We start from the raw sequence: 19,401 nt of genomic DNA on the forward strand, positions 1-19,401 counted from the left end.
CGACTTCACTCGGCGTCAGCGTCGACCTCACTCGTCCTCGACGACGAGCACCCGCAGGTCGTTGACGTTCGTTCCCGTCGGTCCCGTCTCGACGACGGCGTCGCGGGCGTCGAGGTAGCTGAACGCGTCGTTGTCGGCGAGGGCCGCTCGGGCCGCGGCCGCGTCGTCGACCGTCTCGGCGTCGACGACGGCTCCGGCGACGTCGGTCCCGCCGTCTCTGCCGTCGGTGTCGACGCAGGCGAGGACGACGTCGGCTTCGCCCCGCCACGCGGTCGCGAACTCGACGGCGGCCGAGAGCGCGAACTCCTGGTTCGGACCGCCGGTGCCGTCGCCGCGAACCGTCACCGTCGTCTCGCCGCCCGAGAGCACCACTGCCGGTGGGGACACCGGATTTCCGGTGAAAATTGCTTCTTCGGCGACTGCGGCGTGCGTCTTCGCCGCTTCGCGCGACTCGCCGCGGACCCGCGAGGAGAGGATACAGGTGTCGTAACCCCTCGTCTCGGCTTCGTTTCTGGCGGCGTCGAGAGAACTGAAATTGCTCCCGAGCAGGACGTTTCGAACGCGGTCGAAGGCGGAGTCGCCCTCGCGGGGCGTCTCCGAAATTCCACCCGCCGCGCCGCGTTCGAGTCGTTCGCGGACGGCAGCCGGGGCGTCGATATCGTACCGGTCCAGCACGTCGAGGGCGTCGGCGTAACTCGTCTCGTCCGGTGCGGTCGGCCCGCTGGCGATGACGCTCAGGTCGTCGCCGACGACGTCGCTGAGGACGAGACCGACCACCGTCGCCGGGGCGGCGGCGCGGGCGAGGCGGCCGCCTTTGATGGCCGAGAGGTGCTTGCGGACGGCGTTCATCTCCCGTATCTCCGCCCCGCTGTCGAGCAGCGCGTCCGTGGTTCGCCGGAGGTCGTCGAGGCTCACGTCCTCCGCGGACGCGGCCAGAAGCGCGCTCCCGCCGCCGGTGACGACGGCGAGGACGAGCGTCCGTTCGTCGGCCGCCTCGGCGAGGTCGAGCAGGCGACGCGTTCCCTCGACGCCGCGGTCGCTCGGAACGGGGTGGTCGCCGACGACGACGGAGACGCGGGAGAGATCGGCGGCGTCGGGGACGACCACGACGCCGTCGGTGAGACGGTCGCCGAGAACGCCTTCGAGCGCGCGAGCGACGCCGACGCCCGCTTTCCCGCCGCCGAGGACGAGCACGTCGTCGAACTCGCGGAGGTCGTAGCTGTCGTCGCCGACGGTCAGCAGCCGCCCGTCGAACGTCACCGCGTCGGCGACGACGCGTTCGGGGTTCGCGGCGTCGATTCCGGCGTCGAGACAGGCCAGCGCCGTCTCGCGGGCCTCGCTGCCGCCGAGCGCGGCGGCGTTGCGGACGAAGGTCATACCGGAGCGTCGCACGGGGGCGACAAAAGCGTAGATGGCGGGAGACGCTCACAACCGTCGTATTCGCCGAGAGATTCGTTCACGACTCCGACACTGATAACAGGGGTGAACTTGTAGCGGAGGTCGATGAGTAATAGAGCGGAGTCCGCCCCCGAAACGGGACGCGTGCGCGTCGTCGGCACCGCGCACGTCTCCGCCGACAGCGTCCGCGAGGTCGAAGAGACCATCGACGCCGAGCGACCCGACGTGGTCGCCGTCGAACTCGACGAGGGGCGCTATCGGCAGATGCAGGGCGAGACGCCCGACGACCTCGACCCCGGCGAACTGCTGCAGGGGAACACGGTCTTTCAGTTCATCGCCTACTGGATGCTCTCGTACGTGCAGGCGCAGATGGGCGAGAAGTTCGACGTGAAACCCGGTGCGGACATGCTCGCGGCCGTCGAGACGGCCCAGGGCCACGGCATCGACGTGGCGCTCGTCGACCGCGACATCCAGACGACCATCCAGCGGTTCTGGGCGCGGATGAGCTTCGTCGAGAAACTCCGGATGGCCGGCGGCCTCGCCTTCGGCGTCACCGACGCCCGCGTCGTCGGTCTCATGTTCGGCCTACTCGTCGGTTTCGTCGCGGGCCCGATCATCGCGCTGTTCGGCGGCTTTCTCGGCATCACTGACGCGGTGTTCGTCCGGGCGCTCGGGTCCGCCTTGGCGGGCGTCGTCTCCGGCCTCGTCGTCTCGTGGGTCGCCTCCCTCGTCGTCGACGACGGCGACAGTATCTTCGCGGGTATCGCCGGCGGTCTCGCCGTCGCGCTGCTCGGCGGGGCGACGCTCGGTCTGACGGATCCGTTCGTCCAGTCGACGTTCTCCGGATTCGTGATTCAGGTGGGCGGGAGCCTCGCGCTCGGTATCTCCGGGAGCGTCGTCGTCGGCCTGCTCGCCGGCTTCGTCCTCGCGGCGACGGGGATGGACCGCGGCGAGGAGGTCGAGGAACTCGACATGGCCGAACTCACCGACACCGACGTCGTGAGCGTGATGATGGAGGAGTTTCGGGCGTTCAGCCCCGGCGGCGCGGAGGCGCTCATCGACGAGCGCGACGCCTACCTCGCGCACAACATCGTCGCCCTCCGCGACCAGGGGAAAGACGTCGTCGCCGTCGTCGGCGCGGGGCACAAACGGGGTATCGAGAACTACCTCCGGAACCCCGAGACGCTGCCGCCGATGGAGTCGCTGACGGGCGTCGCCGAGAAACGCGGAATCCCGTGGATGAAGATAATCGGCACGCTCGTCTCCGTCGGCTTCGTCGCCTTCTTCGTCCTGTTGGCGATGGCGGGCGTCAGAGACGGCTTCCTGCTCCGCCTGTTCGGCGCGTGGTTCCTCGTCAACGGCATCTTCGCGGCCGGACTCGCCAAACTCGCCGGTGCGCGATGGTCGTCGGCGACCGTGGGCGGTCTCGTCGCCTGGATGACCTCGGTCAACCCGCTGCTCGCGCCGGGGTGGTTCACCGGCTACATGGAACTGCGCCACACGGCGGTGAACGTCGCCGACATCGGTCGCTTGAACGAACTGCTCACCGACGAGGAGACGCCGCTGGGCGAACTGCTGGAGCAGATGTTCGACGTACCGCTGTTCCGACTCATCATGGTCGTCGCCATGACGAACATCGGCAGTATCATCGCCAGCCTGCTGTTCGTGACGTACATCCTGCCGCTGTTCGGCGCGGAGCTCGGCGGTGCCGAAGCCGTCAGCCGACTGATGCTGGAGGGCGCACGCAGAAGCGCCGAGCTCGTCTGGGGGGCGGTCGCGTGAATCTCACCTTCAGCGGCCGCGAGGTCCGCGACCTCGCCGTCGCGTGGCTCGTACTCGGCGTCGCCTTCGCGCTGTTTTTCGCCGGCGGCGACCCCTTCAGACTGCTCGAACGGGGACTCGTCTCCGGGCTCGTCGTCAGCCTCCTGACGGCGGGCGTCGGCTTCCTGCTGCACGAGCTCGGACACAAAGTCGTCGCCGTCCACTACGGGCAGGTCGCGGAGTTCCGCGCCGACTACAGCATGCTGGTTCTGGCGCTTCTGAGCGCGTTTCTCGGCTTCATCTTCGCCGCCCCGGGCGCGGTTCACCACCGCGGGATGCTCACGGAGCGAGAACACGGCCTCATCGCGCTCGCGGGACCGGCGGTGAACGTCGTGCTGGCGCTGGTGTTTCTGCCGCTGGCGCTCGTCGTTCCCACCGGCGGCTTCCTCGCCGAAATGGCGAACCTCGGCGTCATCATCAACCTCTTCTTGGCCGCGTTCAACATGATTCCGTTCGGCCCGCTCGACGGCCGAAAGGTGCTCGGGTGGAGCAAAATCGTCTACGTCGTCTTCACGGTGCCGACGATGGGCGTAACCGTGCTTCTGCTCTTCTTCTGAGGGGACAGGAGACGGCCGACGGGCCTTCGCTCGCCGGCGAACGACTAAGCGACTCGCTTCCGTTTTCGAAGCTATGGAGAGCGTCAACCCGGCGACCGGCGAGCGACTGGACACGTATCCCGACGACGACGAGGAGACCGTCGACGCCGCCCTCGACCGAGCGACGGAGACGTTCGCGGAGTGGCGCGAGACGAGTTTCGCGCACCGCTGTTCGCTCCTGAAGCGAGCGGGCGAGGTGCTCCGCGAGAACACCGACGAGTACGCCGAACTGATGACGCGCGAGATGGGCAAACCTATCGTCCAAGCCCGCTCGGAGGTCGAAAAGTGCGCGTGGGTCTGCGAGTACTACGCCGAGACGGCCGAAGAACACCTTCAGGACGAGGTTATCGGCACCGAAGCCGACGCCCACGCGTTCGTGAGCTACGAACCGCTCGGCCCGGTTCTGGCCATCATGCCGTGGAACTTCCCCTTCTGGCAGGTGTTCCGATTCGCCGCGCCGAACCTCGCGGCGGGCAACGTCGGCCTGCTGAAACACGCCTCGAACGTGCCGGGCTGTGCGAAGGCCATCGAGGAGGTGTTCTCGGAAGCCGGCTTCCCCGACGGCGCGTTCCAGTCGCTTCTCGTCGGCTCCGACCTCGTAGACGGCATCATCGAAGACGAGCGGCTGCAGGGTGTGACGCTCACCGGCAGCGGCCCCGCCGGTCGAGCCGTCGCGTCGACGGCGGGCGAGAGCCTGAAGAAGTCGGTGCTGGAGCTCGGCGGCAGCGACCCGTTCGTCGTCCTCGACGACGCCGACGTCGAACGCGCGGTGAGGAGCGCCGTCTACGGGCGGACGCAGAACAACGGCCAATCCTGTATCGCGGCCAAGCGATTCATCGTGATGGACGAGGTGTACGACGAGTTCGAGGAGCGATTCGTCGAGGAGATGGAGTCGCTCACCGTCGGCGACCCGGCGGACGAGGGGACGGAACTCGGCCCGCAGGCGCGAGAGGGCCTCGTCGAGGACCTTCACCAGCAGGTCGAAGAGACCGTCGACGCCGGGGCGACGGTGCTGACCGGCGGCGAGCCGATGGACAGAGAGGGAGCGTACTACCCGGCGACCGTCTTGACGGACATCCCCGACGGGACGCCGGCGGCCCACGACGAGATATTCGGCCCCGTCGCGTCGCTGTGGCGCGTCGACGGCGAGGAGGAGGCCATCGAGCGAGCCAACGACACGCCGTTCGGACTCGGCGCGAGCGTCTGGACCGGCGACCCCGACCGCGGCGAGCGATTCGCGCGAGCGTTCGACGCCGGCTGTTGCTTCGTCAACGAGATCGTCAAATCCGACCCGCGGGTGCCGTTCGGCGGCGTGAAGGACTCGGGCTACGGCCGCGAACTCTCCGAACACGGTATCTGGGAGTTCGTCAACCGCAAGACCGTCTGGGTCCAGCACGGCGACTCGAGCACCGGCCTGGAGTCGCTCTCGGAATGAAGGCTTCGGACCTTCTCGTCCGGTGTCTGGAGGCCGAGGGCGTCGAGTACGTGTTCGGGGTCCCCGGCGAGGAACTGGAGGACGTGCTGTTCTCGCTTCGGGACTCCTCGATACGGTACATCCCGGTCCGACACGAGCAGGGCGCGGCGTTCATGGCCGACGTGCACGGTCGTCTGACCGGCGACGCCGGCGTCTGCCTCGCCACGCTCGGTCCGGGCGCGACGAACCTCCTCACGGGCGTCGCCGACGCGCACCTCGACAAGTCGCCGCTGGTCGCTATCACCGGACAGGGCGGCCGCGAGCGACTCCACAAGGAGAGCCACCAGGCGCTCGACGTCGTCCACACGTTCGAGGCCGTCGTCAAGTGGAACACGCAGCTGAACGACACCGAGATAATCAACGAGTCCGTCCGAAAAGCGTTCAAACTCGCCGAGTACGAGAAGCCCGGCGCGACTCACCTCGAATTTCCGGAGGACGTCGCCGCCGAAGCCGTCGACTACGAACCGCTCCCGGTCCGAGAGAAGGTCCGTCGACCCGACCCGGACGCGGCGTCGGTCGAACGCGCCGCCGACCTGCTGTCGACCGCCGAGCGACCCATCGTACTCGCCGGAAACGGTGCGGTCCGAGCCAACGCCGCCGACCGCCTGCGGTCGTTCGTCGAGGCGACCGACGTCCCCGTCGTCTCGACGTACATGGGGAAGGGCGCGGTGTCGGACCGCAGCGCCCACTCGCTGATGACGCTGGATTCGGGACCGGACGGCGAGGCGGAGGCGGCGATGGAACGCGCGGACTGCGTCGTCGCCGTCGGCTACGACATCGCCGAACACGACCCGAAGCGCTGGAATCCGAACGCCGACACTCGCGTCGTCCACGTCGACCACGAACCCGCCGAGGTGTACCAGCACTACAACCCGGATGTCGAGATCGTCGCCGACATCTCGCGGGCGCTGGAGCGCCTCGAAGCGACCGTCGAGGGAACGTGGGGGACGTGGTGTGCCGACACACACGAAGCGGTGCTCGCGGACGCCCTGGAGACGCCCGAGGACGACGAGCCGTTCTCGGTCGCTGGCGTGCTCCCGTACCTCCGAGACGCGATGGCCGACGACGACGTGCTCGTCTCCGACGTCGGGAGCCACAAGATGGCCATCGCGACGCGGTTTCCGACGTTCGAGCCGAACACGTGCATCGTCTCGAACGGTCTCGCCAGCATGGGCATCGGCGTCCCCGGGGGCGTCGCCGCCGACTTGGCGCTCGACTCGAACGTCGTCGTCGGCACCGGCGACGGCGGCTTTCTGATGAACGCCGCGGAACTGGAGACGGCGACGCGTCTCGGTCTCGGCTTCACCGTCTTGGTGTTCAACGACGACGACTACGGGCTCATCTCGGAGAAGCAGCGCGAACACACCGGCGAGGCGTTCGGAACGGGACTCACCAACCCCGACTTCGTCGCGTTCGCCGAGAGCTTCGGCGTTGACGGCTACCGCCCCGAGTCGTGGGCAGAGCTCGAAACGGTTCTGGACTCGGTGGTCGACGGAGACGAGATGGCTCTCGTCGAGGTTCCGCTGGGAGGGTGACGCGTTCGGCGGCGTCACCGTCTCCGGTAGTTGTGCCCGACGACCAGCGCGAGCACGTTCACGCCGAGGAGGGCGACGAGCACTAGCGACCGGTCGCCGGACAGCCCGCCGACGACCAGCGCGAGCTGGCAGAACGGCAGTGCGACCGCCAGCCAGAAGGCGACGAATCGAATCGCCGAGACGGTGATCGCACGAACCGTGGGGCCGAACCGAACGTCCGCGGGGCGAGTGATACGGCGGTCGGCAGTTGAAGGCGCACTTGCCATGGACGGCGTTCTATTCGACTGCTTCAGTCCGCATATAAGCGGTAGTTCGTTCTGAACCGTTCTCGAGAGTTGTCACTGCCTACCGGTTCGTGCGAACGGCTATCACGGCGGAATTCGGGCGACCCCGACGCATTCCGCCCGAGTAGGCGTACGGTCGTCGAAGCGACGTTTAGGCGGTCTCAACCGCGGCGTCGACCGCGTTAGGCGACCGCAACCGCCGGGGTTGGGGCTGCCTATCCCGAAAGTGGGACGGGGCACAGCCCTGTTACGTCCCGCGTACCACCACCCCGGCGAGGCGGCGACCCGCGAGCGGTGGGCTTTTGAGGAGCCACCGCGGGGGTTCGCGCATGGGAGACGACGAGGAACTCACGTACTCGGACGCCGGCGTCGACATCGGGGCCAGCGAGGCGGCGACGGCCGCGCTCGTATCGGCCGTCGGCGACAGCGAGGGCGACTACGCCGGACTGCTCGACATCGGCGACCGGTACCTCGCGCTGGCGACCGACGGCGTCGGGACGAAGCTGCTGGTCGCCGAGGCGCTCTCGGACTACTCGACGGTCGGCATCGACTGCATCGCCATGAACGCGAACGACCTCGTCGCCGCCGGCGTGCGACCGGTCGCGTTCGTCGACTACCTCGCGGTCGACGAACCCGACGAGACGTTCGCCGAGCAGGTGGGCGAAGGACTCGCCGCCGGTGCCGACGAGGCGGACATCGAACTCGTCGGCGGCGAGACGGCGGTGATGCCCGAGGTCATCAACGGACTCGACCTCGCGGGCACGTGTGCGGGCCTCGCAGCCAAAGACGACATCTTCGAGGGCCACGCCGAACCCGGCGACGCGCTCGTCGGTTTTCGGTCCTCCGGCATCCACTCGAACGGCCTGACGCTCGCGCGGAAGGCGGCGACGAAGAACCACGACTACGACGACGCGTTCCCCGGCGACGGCTACGAGACGGTCGGCGAGGCGCTGTTGGAACCGACGCGACTCTACACCCACCTGCTCGACCCGATGCGCGACCACGGCGTCCGCGGCGCGGCGCACGTCACCGGCGGCGGGTGGACGAACCTCGAACGCCTCGGCGAGAACCGCTACGTCGTCGACGACGCGTTCGACCCCCAGCCAGTGTTCGAGTTCGTCCAGTCGGAAGGCAACGTCTCCGACGAGGAGATGCACCGGACGTTCAACATGGGCACCGGGTTCGTCGCGGCGCTCGACCCTGAGGGCGCAGAAGCGCTGGCCGACGCGGCCGACGGGAGCGTAATCGGCCGCGTCGAGGACGGCTCCGGCGTCTCGATTCGCGGGTTGGAGCTGTAGGCGTCCGGTCGGAGAGCCGACGCTCGAAGGGGAAAGCGGATGGCGAACAGACGGCGAATCGGGACTTCGGAGCGCAACGGGCTCGCCGTGCTCCCGCCTCGGCCGCGCTGCGCAGACTCGTCAAGTCACGCGGCAGGATGGCCCCGTCTTCGCACAAAAACGCTCGGAACGGCGAACGGGGAGAGTGTGAGAATCGACTACGAGAGCTGCGCGGCCACGTCGGCTTCGGTGATGATGCCGACCGTCTCGCCGCCCTCGGTCACCATCACGGCCTTGTAGTGGTCCAGGAGGTTGCGAACTTCGTCGACGGTGGCGTCGCGGGCGACGGTGGGGAACGACTCGCTCATCAGTTCGCTCACCGGCTTGTCGCCGACGTTGTCGCCGCCGCGGATGACATCCGACTGGCTGATGGAGCCGACCGGAATCCCCGACTGGAGCACGGGCAGTTGCGAGTACGCCTCCTCCTCCATCGCGTCGACGGCCTCCCGGACCGAGGAGTCCGGTTCGACGTGGATGACCGTCTCGTTCATGATGTCGCCGGCGCGGAGCACGTCGCCTTCGGCCTCGTCGAGCGCCTCGACGATGCGGCGGAGCGTCGACAGTCGGGGGTCGACGTCACCGCCCTCGATGCGGGCGATGAGCGGTTGGGAGACGCCGGCGGCGTCCGCCAGCGCGCTCTGGGTCAGCCCCAGCGTGTTCCTGCGTTCGCGCAGGTCCTGCGGCGTCGGGAGTTCCATGTCCGCCGATTACCAGCGGTTATTGAAAAGGTTTCGGCTATCCGCGCCGCGGCGCGCGGTGCGCGGTGCGTCGAACGAGCGAAGAGTCGACTTCGTCGCCGCGTTACTCGTCTTCCTCTTCGGTCTCGACAATGTCGATGACCGACAGCGGCACGTCGCGGAGCGCGCCGCCGACTTCGCTCTTGGCGATGCGGGCGGCGTGCTTCTCGCCGTCGGCGTTGAAGACGTCGATTTCGAGGAGCAGGCCGACGAGCGCCGTGTTGGCCGCGATGAACGCCGAGTCGAACGGTTCGCCGCAGGCCGGGCACGGCGTCGCGCCGACTTCGACTTCCACGTACTCCTTGTTCTGCTGGTTGAGGCGCTTGCCCGCTTCGCTGACGGCGACGCCGATGGCGTCGTCGATGTCTTTCACGTCACGTACGAGCCAGGCCGCCTCCATCGCTACGAGGTAGTTGCTCATACCCGTAGGTAGGGATAGGGGGTTTCGTGTCTTGTGATTCGGTCGTGACCGAACGTCCGCCGCGGAGAGCGGTCGGAACCGGCCGTGTACCTCGGCGGATTATCTCCGTAAGTTATGCGTGATACAGTGATTGCCCACCCACCGTATCCGTCGTGGTTGCCAGAAAACCCACCCCAGTTGCGGAGAACACAACTGGAGTTTAATCGCAAGCGGGCGTCGACTTCGTCGGCTTGGAGAAGCGAGAAAGTTTATATACCACCGGGATGGAGCCCGGGGTAGGCAATGTTCGAGTCGCTGTCCCGTATCAGCCTGTTCGCCCTGTACCACCTGACGCTCGCACTGGGTATCGCGCTCCTCCCACTGACGCTCCTGGTTCGCCAGCTCGGCGTTCGACTCCCGGTCGGCCGTCTCGTCGAAACCGTCGGAACCGCCTACGAGAACGCCGCCGCACAGTAACCCCGAACCCGTCGACCCCACTCGAACCCGTCGACACCGCCCGTCTTTGTGGCTCTCGCTCGTCCAGCGGCGGCGCCCTCGCGTGACGGAGAACCGACCGCTGCGACGGCGGCAACGAGCGAGTGAAGAGGTGCATTTATCTGCGCGGCCGCGCAAGTGTAGGTAATGCGTCCACCGACATCGGATTTCTCCGGGAGCGACAGTCCCCTCGACGGTAACCGTTCGAGCGTGTTCGGGCCGGAACTCGGCGAGTTCCCGAACGCCGAGCAGTCGTCGGAACCGCGCGAAGGCGAGATGAAAACCGGGACGACCACCGTCGGCATCAAAACCGAGGACGGCGTCGTTCTCGCGACCGACATGCGCGCCAGCGCCGGCTACATGGTGGCGAGCAAAGACGTCCAGAAGGTCGAAGAGATTCACCCGACGGGTGCGCTCACCATCGCCGGGTCGGTGTCGGCCGCGCAGTCGCTCATCCGCTCGCTCCGCGCGGAGACGCGCCTCTACGAGGCCCGCCGCGGCGAGGAGATGAGCATGACCGCGCTGTCGACGCTCGTCGGCAACTTCCTGCGCTCGGGCGGCTTCCTCATCGTCAGCCCCATCCTCGGCGGCGTCGACTCCGAGGGTTCGCACGTTTACAGCATCGACCCCGCCGGCGGCACCACCGAGGAGGAGTACACCGTCAGCGGTTCCGGTTCGCAGTACGCTCTCGGTGTGCTCGAACAGGACTACGACGAGAGCCTCTCGCTCGACGAGGCCAAAGACGTCGCGACTCGCGCCATCAAGAGCGCCGTCGAACGTGACCTGGCCTCCGGCAACGGCATCAACATCGCCGTCGTCACCGAAGACGGCGTCGACATCGAGCGACACAAAGACATCGAGTCGCTGCTGTAGACGGCGACGAGAACCGCGGCGACCGGTCACGGCGACCACCGACCGCTCGGACGCCGACTTTTCTCAGTCCGACGCGAGCGTGGCCTCCTCGACCGCCTTTCCCGTCTCGGAGACGAGCGTATCGAAGTCGGGGTTCTCTCCGTCCCGTACCCACTTGTACGTCACGACGCCGTCGGTGTCGACGACGAACACGCTCCGCTGGGCCACCTCTATCGTCCCGTACATATCGTCGAGCACCACGTCGTAGGCGTGGATGACCTCGTGGTTCCAGTCCGAGAGCATCGGGAAGTTGATCGCCTCCTGCTGTATCCAGACGTTCTGCGAGAACGGTAAGTCGACGCTGACGCCGTACACCTGCGCGTCGAGGTCGTCGAACAGCCCCATCGAGTCCCGAAAGGCGCACATCTCCGCGGTACAGCCGCTGGTGAACGCCGCGGGGTAGAACGCGAGCACTGTCGGCCCGTCCGCGACGGCGTCCGAGAGGGTGAACGCTTCGAGGTCGTTGTACGCCTCCCCGCCGGCTTTCGGTACTGTGAAGTCGGGTGCTTCGTCTCCGATGTCGACCATAGCCAGCAGTTGGGGCGCCCGATATTCACCGTTGCCCCCGTCGGCAAGAACGCACTCGGGCCGACCGTGCTACGCCCAGTCGGCGACCGTGCTACGCCCAGTCGGCGAACGTCCCTTCGAGGAGCGTCTCCTCCTGGGCCTCGATGTACGCTCGCTGCATCCCCGCGATGGCCTCGGCGAGCGACGCGCCGTCGTCGAGTCGCGTTCTCACCTCTCTGCGCTTCCACGTCGCTGGCGTCTCCTTCGCCTCCACGCGCCAGCGAAGCGGTGCGATGTAGCGCTCGGCCTCCGTCTCCGAGAAGCCGGAAACTTCGAGGCCGTGGCGGGCGTGCGCCAGCAGGTCCTCGTACAGTTCGACCGGGTTCGTCGTCTCCTGGCCGTCGTTCGTGATCCAGCGCTGGCCGCTGTCGAGTCCCATCCGCGTCGCGGCGGTGAAGTTCTCGCGCGCCTGTCCCCAGTCCAGCGAGAGCACGGGGTGTTCCCGGCGCGGCAACGCTTCCATCAGCCCCGCGAACGCCGCCTGGAAGGCGATGGAGTCTCTGACGGTGGGCTGGGCGGGAATCGGCCGGAACTCGATGCGGGCGTTCGCCGCCGACCGGGTCGGCCCGTCGAACACCGGACGAACCCAGCGCCAGTAGGTGCCGTGTTTCGTTCTGAGCGTCGCAAACGAGTCGTCGAAGCGGTCGCCCCGCTCGACGGGCATCGGGACGAGCGTCGAGTCGACGACGACCCTGTCGACGGCCTCCTCGACGGAGTCGAGGTCCTCGGGGAACGCGACTTTGTCGTCGTCGTCGTCGTTCAGCACGGACTCGAAGACCGCGATGCGGTGCTCGTCCCAGGCGTCGGCGAGAATCGTCTCGGCGTCGACGCCCTCCTCGTAGAGGTCCGGCGGGAAAAACGGCGAGTTGACCCCGAGCGCGAGAAGCGGCCCCGCGATGCGGAGCGCGTAGTTGTGGTAGACGGGGAGGTCGGCGGCGTGGGCGACCTGGTAGTGCGGCTGGATGGAGGTGATGAGGCTCTCGGGCATCACCGTGTCCGCCCGCAGGTCGACGTTCGGCGCGTCGACGGCGAACGTGTCGGCCGCCTCGTCCGTGTTCGCCATCGCGTGGTAGCGGACGGAGTCGCTCATGTTGGTGGCGATGCGGACGCCGTCGTCGACGACGCTGTCGGAGAGATAGCTCCGGGCCGTCTCGCCCGCGGGCGGAATCGTCCACATCGCGTCGCTGACGAGGCGCATCCCCTCGGCGGCGGTGCAGTCGAGCGCGGCCGCGAGTCGCGCCTGAACCTCCGACTCCTGGGCGCGGATGCCGTACGGCCCGAACGGTTGTGGACTCGTCGACATCTCGGCGTTGTGCAGGCCCAGTTCCTTCTCGAACCCCATGAGTTCGAGCAGTCGCCGCGGGACGCGCATCAGTGCGTTCTCGTCGTCGGTCGACTCCGTCCAGCGGCCGTCGGCGACGGCGTAGAACTCGTACTCGAAGCCGACGATAGACTGGTGGTTGTCGAACGTGCCCGCTGCCAACTCTTCCTTGACGACTTCCCCGTCGGCGGCGGCCTGTGCGCGGAACGTCTCGGTGTCGACGCCGAGCACCGCCGACACCCGCTCCGCGAACGTCTTGTCCATACCGTCTCATGCGCGAGGGGCGTCTAAAAGTGCGACGGCCTCGGCCGAGTCGGCCCGCGCTCGGTCGGTCAGTAGGGGCTGTCGACGACGTGTAACTCGTAGTCGGTGATCGGGCTGGCCCACTCTTCGTCGTACGGGAGGTAAGTGACCGTGAAGGACCACTCGTCTTCGGCTTCGAGGTTGGTCGTGCTCGCGTAGTTCGAGGTGAGGACCGTCGTCTCGTCGGCGTAGAACTTCGCCTCGGCTTTGAGGTACTCGAACGGTTCCTCGCCGACGTTGCGGAGTTTCCCGGTGAGTTCGGCCTCGACGGCCTCGGAGTCCTCGGTGTCGAGTTGGCTGTCGAGGAGTTCGATTCCCTCCGGAACGCGCGGGAGCGGTTCGACCTGGAACGCCGCTTCGAGTTCGTGCGATGCGACGTTCACCCCGTCGTCGTAGTACGGGATGTACGCCTTCCACGTCTCGCCGGGGTTGAGACCGATGAGGTACTCGGTGGCGACGTCGAGCGGGTTGTCGTCCTCGTCGAAGAAGCGCGCAGTCACGCGGATGCCCCCGGAAGGCGTCGGTCCGACGTTCTCCATCAGCGCGAGGACGGCTGCCGACTGACGGTAGGTATCGTCGGTGGTGACGAGTTCGTGGGAGGTGACTACGATGTCGGGGGAATCCTCGTCGGTACTGCCGCCGCTGTCGTTACCCGCGAGCCGGTCGATGACGCCGTTTTCGGTCTCCGTCGGTTCGGACGTCGTGTCGACGGGTCGCGTATCGCTCGACGTACAGCCCCCGAGGCCAACGAGTGCACCGCTCGCGAGCGCCAGGAACCGCCTCCGATGCATACGGGTGATAAAGAGCGTTCCACATAAGAACGCTCCCACTCTCTCTCCCGGAGTAAAGTTTATCTAGTTTATACGAACCCCTCAATCGACCGCGTCGCCGCCGAGGCGAGGCAGTTAAACCGAGGACGCGAGTACCGCCCTGCGATGGAGTTCGCGGCGTTCGCAGACCGGGCGGCGGCTATCGAGGCGGAGTCGGCGGACCTCGAAATCGTCTCGCTGTTGGCGGAGACGTTTCTGGAGGCCGGGCCGGAGCTTCCGGTCGTCGCGCGGTTCGTCCAGGGGCGCGTCTTTCCCGCGTGGCGGTCGGCGACGCTCGACATCGGTCCGAATCTCTGTTACGAGGCTATCGCGCGCGCCGCCGGCCGGAACGTAGACGCTTCGGACGTGGAGTCGAAACTCGCCGAGACCGGCGAAATCGGTGCCGTCGCCGCCAGTTACGAGTTCGGCGGCCAGCGGGGTCTCGCCGCGTTCGGGACCGGGGGAGCGGCCGACCTGACCGTCGCCGAAGTAGACGAGACGCTCCGAGCGCTCGCGGCGGCGACGGGGTCGGGGAGCCAAGACCGGAAGGTCGACACCCTGTTCGGCCTGTTCAACCGCACGAGCCCGGAGGAGGCGCGCTATCTCGCGCGGGTCGTCCTCTCGGAGATGCGCATCGGCGTCGGCGAAGGGGCGGTTCGAGACGCGATCTCGGAAGCGTTCGAGGTGCCCACCGAGAGCGTCGAGCGCGCGCTCCAGGTGTCGAACGACTACGGTTACGTCGCCGAAATCGCCCGCGACGACGGCGTCGACGGCCTGAACGAGGTGGGTCTGGAAGTCGGCCGACCGGTGCAGGCGATGCTCGCGCAGGCCGGTACCGTCACCGACGCTCTCGACGAGTGGGAAGACGCCGTCGTCGAGACGAAGTACGACGGCGCGCGGGTCCAGATTCACCGTCGTCGGTCCGACGGCGGCGGTGGCGACGACGGCGACAGTGATGGCGACAACGATACCGGCGACGAGAGCAACGCCGGCGACGAGAACGACGCCGGTAACGAGAACGACGCCGAGTCGGCTGCGGTGTCGCTGTTCTCCCGCAACATGGAGGACGTGACGGATGCCCTCCCCGAGATTGTCGAGTTCGTCGAACGCGCCGTCGACGCGCCCGCGATTCTCGACGGTGAAGTCGTCGCCGTCGACGACGAGGGCGACCCGCTGCCCTTCCAGGAGGTCCTGCGGCGGTTCCGTCGCAAACACGACGTCGCGCGGATGCGCGAGGAGGTGACGCTCAGGTTGCACGCCTTCGACTGTCTGCACGCCGACGGCGACGACTTGCTCGAAGAACCGCTCGTGACGCGTCACGACCGTCTCGCCGACGTCGTCGGCGACGACGCGGCCGTCTCGACGCTGCTTCGCTCGGCCGACGCCGACGAGATAGCCGCCTTCGAGGCCGACGCGCTCGACGCGGGTCACGAAGGCATCATGTTGAAAGACCCCGAGTCGACGTACTCGCCGGGCAACCGCGGGAGACACTGGCTGAAACGCAAACCGGACGTGGAGACGCTCGACCTCGTCGTCACGGGCGCGGAGTGGGGCGAGGGGCGGCGCGCGCAGTTTTTGGGGACGTTTCTGCTGTCGGCGCGCGACGAAAACGGCCGGTACCGCACGCTCGGGAAGGTCGCCACCGGCATCACCGACGATCAACTCGCCGAGTTGACCGAACGCCTCGAACCCGAAATCGTCTCCCAGGACGGCCGCGAGGTGGAGCTTCGACCCTCGACGGTGTTCGAGGTCGGCTACGAGGAGATACAGCGGTCGCCGACGTACTCGTCGGGGTACGCGCTGCGGTTCCCGCGGTTCCTCTCGGTGCGGGAGGATAAATCGCCCGAAGACGCCGACGCGCTCGCGCGGGTCGAACGACTCGCCGAGACGCAGTGACCGCAGCGCCGCGGCGAGAGTCGGCGAGCGACTCACAGCGTCTGCGAAGACGTGCGAGATTTATCCCGGCGCGGTTCGACTCACTCTGTATGACGATTCGACACGACGGTCTCTCCGTCGATTGGTTCGGGTACGCGACGGTCAGAATCGAGACGCCCGAGGGGTTCGTCGCCTACCTCGACCCCGGTCGCTACGGCGTCCTCGACGGCTACGACGCCGGAGACGGGGATCTGGTCTGCGTCACGCACGTTCACCACTACGACCCCGACGCCATCGAGCGCGTGGCGAAGGAGGACGCGACGGTCGTCGCTTACGGCGGTATCGACGCCGGCGATACGGACCGCGACGTGACGCCGCTCGACCGACTCGACTACGAGGTGGTGACGCTCGGTCAGGAGGACCGCTTCTCGGTCGACGGCGCGGACGTGTGGACGCTCCCGGCGTACAACGAACCGGGCGGCCCCCACACCCGCGAGGACGGCGAACCCTACCACCCGGAAGGGTTCGGCGTCGGCTACCTCCTCGCGGTGGGCGGCCGGACCGTCTTCTGGCCGGGCGACTCCGACGCGCTGGAGGGTCACGAGCAACTGGAGGTGTCGCTGTTCCTGCCGCCCATCGGCGGCGCGTTCACGATGGACCGCGGGGAGGCCGCCGACCTCGCGGAGACGCTCGACCCCGACCTCGTCCTTCCCATCCACTACGACACGTTCGAGGACCTGGAGACAGACTCGCGCGCGTTCGCCGCCGACATCGCGTCGCGGGGCGTCCCCGTCGTGCTGGACGAGCGGTGAACGCCCGTGCGCAATCGCATCGACTACGGACATCTCGACGGGCGACACCCCTACCACCGGGTCGGTAACGGCCCGCGCCGACTCGTCGTCTTTCCGGGTCTGAGCGACCCTCTCTCGGGGAGAGAGCCATCCCGCTTAGTCGCCGAACTGCTCGCAAACTACGCGTACCGTCGCTACACCGACGAGTACACCGTCTGGGTCATCAGCCGTCCGCGGGGGATGCCCGCCGGGCACACGACCCGTGATATGGCCGCCGACTACGCGGAGGTGGTGGCCGACATCGGGTCGGCGTCGATTCTCGGTCTCTCGATGGGAGGGCTGGTCGCCCAGCACTTCGCCGCCGACTACCCCGAGTTGACTCGGCGTCTCGTCCTCGGCGTCAGCGGCTGTTACGTCGGCCAACGGGGTGCCGACACGCTCGGGCGGTGGTCCTCCTGGGCCGAGCGGGGCGACTGGCGCGAGATTCTCCTCGACAGCGTCGCCGTGACGTACGGCGGCTATCGCTCGTTGGTCTACCCGCCACTGCTCCGGCTGGTCGGCGACGCGTCGGTTCCGGACCCTCTCGTCGGCTCGGACGTCTCCGTCTCCTGTCGTGCGTGTCTCGAACACGATACGCGGCGGCGACTCGTCGACGTCGACGCGCCGACGCTCGTCATCGGCGGCGCGCACGACCACTTCTTCACTGAGGAGATTCTGCGCGAGACGGCCGCGGGGATTCCCGACGGTCGACTCGCACTGCTCGGCGGCGTCGGACACGGTGCGCTCGAAGAGCGGCGGGCGACCGCCGACGCGACGATACGGCGATTCCTGCGCGACCGAAGCGAAGCGGTGGCGCAACTCGACTGAGCGACGAGTCGAGTCGCCCGAGTTCCGAGTCGCGTAACCGCGCGAGTTCCGGACTGCGTAACCGCCCGAGTTCCGGGTCACGTAAATTACTTGTCGCGCGCGTGTCGATTTTCGAACATGGTCCCCGAATCGGAGACACCGAACTTCTGTGCGGACTGCGGTGCCCGCCTCGCGGCGGGGGCGTCGTTCTGTTCGCGGTGCGGAACGGCCGTCTCGTCCTCCACCGAGTCGGCCGCGAGCGCGACGCTCTCCCCGTTCCGCCGGCGAGTCCGCGAGTACACCGTCCACGGCTGGGAGATAGAACAGGACTACGGCGACAGGGTCGTCGTCAGGAAGCGCGGTTTCGGGTCGATTCCGGTCCACGTCCTGTTGTTCCTCGTCACCGGCGGCATCGGCAACGCCGTCTACGCGTGGTACCGCTACTCGCTCGGCGCGTCGCGGGCGGAACTGAGAGCCGACGGCACCGAGCGGTGGGTCGACGGTCGGTCGGAGAGTCGCTCGAAGTTCGGCGTCGACCTCGCGACGGCGGGCGGCTTCGTCGCCGGTATTCTGCTCGTATTCGTGTCGCTCGCCGTGTTTTCGACAGGCGTCCTCGGCGTCGGGGACCTGCTCGTCGGACTGCTGCTCCTGACTGCAGGACTGGGGCTACTGCCGCCGGTCCGAAAGCGACTCGACAGGGAGCAGTCGTTGACGACGTTCGGCCGAAATCGGAGCGTCGACACCGAAGCCGCCGGCGAGCGCGAGCGCTGCGTCGTCTGCGGCGAGCGCGCCCGCGGCGGCGTGAAGCGAACGTTCGCCGAGAAGACGTACCTTGCCGGGGTTCCGGTGAAGACGCACGAGGAGGGGTCGAACAGCTACTGTCGTCGCTGTGCGGCCGAGGAGGACGTGGGCGTGTCGGCCGTCGAGCGAGAACCGAGCGAACTCTACGAGACGGCCTGAGGGTCGTCAAGACTCCGCGTGGATGAGCCAGACGCCGACGAGGACGAGCGCGCCGCCGACGAACGCCGCCGGCGGGAACGGTTCGTCGAGCAACAGTACGCCGAGGACGACGGCGACTATCGGTTCGACCGTACTGACGAGACCGGCCCGCGACGCACCGATTCGTCGGATACCGCCGAAGAACGTCACGACGGGAACCACCGTCGACAGCACGGCGATACCGACGACCGTCGACCAGGCGGTGGTCGTCGCCGGCAACGCCAGCGAGCCGGTGGCGGTCCCGTAGACGAAGAACGAAACCGCGGCCGCCGGGAGGACGTACCCCGCGAGCAGGAGACCGTCGGTATCCGCGAGCGCGACCCGGCTGACGACGATGTAGCCCGAGTAGACGAGCGCCGACCCGAGGACGATGGCGACCCCGAAGGGGGCGACGCCGGCGGGGTCGACGCCCGCGACGAGCGCCACCCCGCCGAGGACGAGCGGGAGGGCGACGAGTCGCCGTCGCGTCAGCGGTTCGCCGAGAAACAGCGCCGAGAGCACGAGCACGAACGCCGGGTACGTGTAGAGCACGAGCGTCGTCACGCCGGCGGTGAGATACTCGAGCCCCCAGAAGAACAGCGCGCTCTGTCCCGTGTATCCGACGAGGCCGAGTCCGACCGCGACGGCGAGTAGTCGTCCGCGGAGTCGGAGCCGCCCGGACGCGTCGGACCGGCGTCGACGCGCGGCGAGGAGCGTCCAGACGAGAGCCGCCGCCAGTGCGAAGCGCAGCGCGAGCACCGACGAGATGTTCAACCCCGCGTCGAAGGCGAACTCCCCGAGAACCGCCAGCGTGCCGAAGCCGAACGCGGAGACGACGACCAACGCGACTCCGACGGTCTCGGAGCGAGAGTCCGGTTCGGCGTCTCCGCTCATCGAGCTACTCTTTTCGGGAACCGTAGAA

At 67.8% G+C, this 19,401-nt stretch carries 19 protein-coding genes; 11 read left to right on the forward strand and 8 right to left on the reverse strand.

Annotated elements, in window-relative coordinates; translation table 11 throughout:
* Positions 1 to 27: 27 nt before the first annotated feature.
* On the reverse strand, positions 28 to 1,377 hold the full coding sequence (locus FCF25_RS14685) for a glycerate kinase (protein ID WP_137049215.1): 1,350 nt from the start codon (positions 1,375 to 1,377) through the stop codon (positions 28 to 30).
* Positions 1,378 to 1,503: 126 nt separating this feature from the next.
* Between FCF25_RS14685 and FCF25_RS14690 the strand changes: the two genes are divergently transcribed.
* The 4 genes from FCF25_RS14690 (at position 1,504) to FCF25_RS14705 (ending at position 6,824) form a co-directional block, all read left to right on the forward strand.
* Entirely contained in the window at positions 1,504 to 3,180 is a 1,677-nt protein-coding gene (locus FCF25_RS14690) for a TraB/GumN family protein (protein WP_137049216.1), read from the forward strand.
* Complete coding sequence (locus FCF25_RS14695) at positions 3,177 to 3,776, forward strand: metalloprotease (RefSeq protein ID WP_117591115.1); 600 nt, start codon at positions 3,177 to 3,179, stop codon at positions 3,774 to 3,776. Before FCF25_RS14690 ends, FCF25_RS14695 begins: the two co-directional genes overlap by 4 nt.
* 73 nt (positions 3,777 to 3,849) lie before the next feature.
* Positions 3,850 to 5,250 (forward strand): NAD-dependent succinate-semialdehyde dehydrogenase, encoded by a 1,401-nt coding sequence (locus tag FCF25_RS14700; protein ID WP_137049217.1) that lies wholly within the window; start codon positions 3,850 to 3,852, stop codon positions 5,248 to 5,250.
* Entirely contained in the window at positions 5,247 to 6,824 is a 1,578-nt protein-coding gene (locus FCF25_RS14705; RefSeq protein ID WP_137049218.1) for an acetolactate synthase large subunit, read from the forward strand. The genes FCF25_RS14700 and FCF25_RS14705 overlap by 4 nt, the downstream gene beginning before the upstream one ends.
* Positions 6,825 to 6,838: 14 nt before the next feature.
* On the opposite strand, the gene FCF25_RS14710 is transcribed toward FCF25_RS14705, so the two are convergent.
* Positions 6,839 to 7,090 (reverse strand): hypothetical protein, encoded by a 252-nt coding sequence (locus FCF25_RS14710; protein WP_117591112.1) that lies wholly within the window; start codon positions 7,088 to 7,090, stop codon positions 6,839 to 6,841.
* Between the two features lie 347 nt (positions 7,091 to 7,437).
* Between FCF25_RS14710 and purM the strand changes: the two genes are divergently transcribed.
* Entirely contained in the window at positions 7,438 to 8,406 is a 969-nt protein-coding gene (purM, locus tag FCF25_RS14715; RefSeq protein ID WP_137049219.1) for a phosphoribosylformylglycinamidine cyclo-ligase, read from the forward strand.
* Positions 8,407 to 8,603: 197 nt separating this feature from the next.
* Here the strand turns inward: purM and FCF25_RS14720 are convergent, their stop codons facing one another.
* A complete protein-coding gene (locus tag FCF25_RS14720) occupies positions 8,604 to 9,143 on the reverse strand; it encodes a CBS domain-containing protein (protein WP_117591110.1) in 540 nt (179 codons plus the stop codon).
* A 103-nt stretch (positions 9,144 to 9,246) separates the two neighbouring features.
* Positions 9,247 to 9,603, reverse strand: coding sequence for a DUF555 domain-containing protein (locus FCF25_RS14725; RefSeq protein WP_117591109.1), 357 nt, complete (start codon positions 9,601 to 9,603; stop codon positions 9,247 to 9,249).
* A gap of 282 nt (positions 9,604 to 9,885) precedes the next feature.
* On the opposite strand from FCF25_RS14725, the gene FCF25_RS15740 reads away from it, so the two are divergent.
* Entirely contained in the window at positions 9,886 to 10,059 is a 174-nt protein-coding gene (locus FCF25_RS15740; RefSeq protein ID WP_168191267.1) for a hypothetical protein, read from the forward strand.
* 165 nt (positions 10,060 to 10,224) lie between these two features.
* Positions 10,225 to 10,950, forward strand: a complete 726-nt coding sequence (psmB, locus tag FCF25_RS14730) for an archaeal proteasome endopeptidase complex subunit beta (RefSeq protein WP_137049220.1) — start codon at positions 10,225 to 10,227, stop codon at positions 10,948 to 10,950.
* Between the two features lie 63 nt (positions 10,951 to 11,013).
* Here psmB and FCF25_RS14735 read toward each other — a convergent pair whose 3' ends face one another.
* The 3 genes from FCF25_RS14735 to FCF25_RS14745 all read right to left on the reverse strand — a co-directional run bounded on the left by FCF25_RS14735 (position 11,014) and on the right by FCF25_RS14745 (position 13,971).
* Positions 11,014 to 11,517 (reverse strand): redoxin domain-containing protein, encoded by a 504-nt coding sequence (locus FCF25_RS14735; protein ID WP_137049221.1) that lies wholly within the window; start codon positions 11,515 to 11,517, stop codon positions 11,014 to 11,016.
* Between the two features lie 91 nt (positions 11,518 to 11,608).
* Positions 11,609 to 13,141 (reverse strand): hypothetical protein, encoded by a 1,533-nt coding sequence (locus tag FCF25_RS14740; protein WP_117591106.1) that lies wholly within the window; start codon positions 13,139 to 13,141, stop codon positions 11,609 to 11,611.
* Between the two features lie 68 nt (positions 13,142 to 13,209).
* Complete coding sequence (locus FCF25_RS14745) at positions 13,210 to 13,971, reverse strand: FxLYD domain-containing protein (RefSeq protein WP_137049222.1); 762 nt, start codon at positions 13,969 to 13,971, stop codon at positions 13,210 to 13,212.
* 144 nt (positions 13,972 to 14,115) lie between these two features.
* Between FCF25_RS14745 and FCF25_RS14750 the strand changes: the two genes are divergently transcribed.
* The 4 genes from FCF25_RS14750 (at position 14,116) to FCF25_RS14765 (ending at position 18,461) form a co-directional block, all read left to right on the forward strand.
* On the forward strand, positions 14,116 to 15,885 hold the full coding sequence (locus FCF25_RS14750) for an ATP-dependent DNA ligase (protein ID WP_137049223.1): 1,770 nt from the start codon (positions 14,116 to 14,118) through the stop codon (positions 15,883 to 15,885).
* 89 nt (positions 15,886 to 15,974) lie between these two features.
* Entirely contained in the window at positions 15,975 to 16,676 is a 702-nt protein-coding gene (locus FCF25_RS14755) for an MBL fold metallo-hydrolase (protein ID WP_137049224.1), read from the forward strand.
* A gap of 6 nt (positions 16,677 to 16,682) precedes the next feature.
* On the forward strand, positions 16,683 to 17,522 hold the full coding sequence (locus tag FCF25_RS14760; RefSeq protein WP_137049225.1) for an alpha/beta fold hydrolase: 840 nt from the start codon (positions 16,683 to 16,685) through the stop codon (positions 17,520 to 17,522).
* Between the two features lie 117 nt (positions 17,523 to 17,639).
* Positions 17,640 to 18,461: a zinc ribbon domain-containing protein gene (locus FCF25_RS14765; RefSeq protein ID WP_137049226.1), complete on the forward strand. Its 822-nt coding sequence runs from the start codon at positions 17,640 to 17,642 to the stop codon at positions 18,459 to 18,461.
* Between the two features lie 6 nt (positions 18,462 to 18,467).
* Here FCF25_RS14765 and FCF25_RS14770 read toward each other — a convergent pair whose 3' ends face one another.
* A complete protein-coding gene (locus FCF25_RS14770) occupies positions 18,468 to 19,373 on the reverse strand; it encodes a DMT family transporter (protein ID WP_137049227.1) in 906 nt (301 codons plus the stop codon).
* Between the last annotated feature and the right edge of the window lie 28 nt (positions 19,374 to 19,401).

The sequence above is a fragment of the Haloprofundus sp. MHR1 genome, from assembly GCF_005155585.1.
Taxonomy (GTDB): domain Archaea; phylum Halobacteriota; class Halobacteria; order Halobacteriales; family Haloferacaceae; genus Haloprofundus; species Haloprofundus halophilus.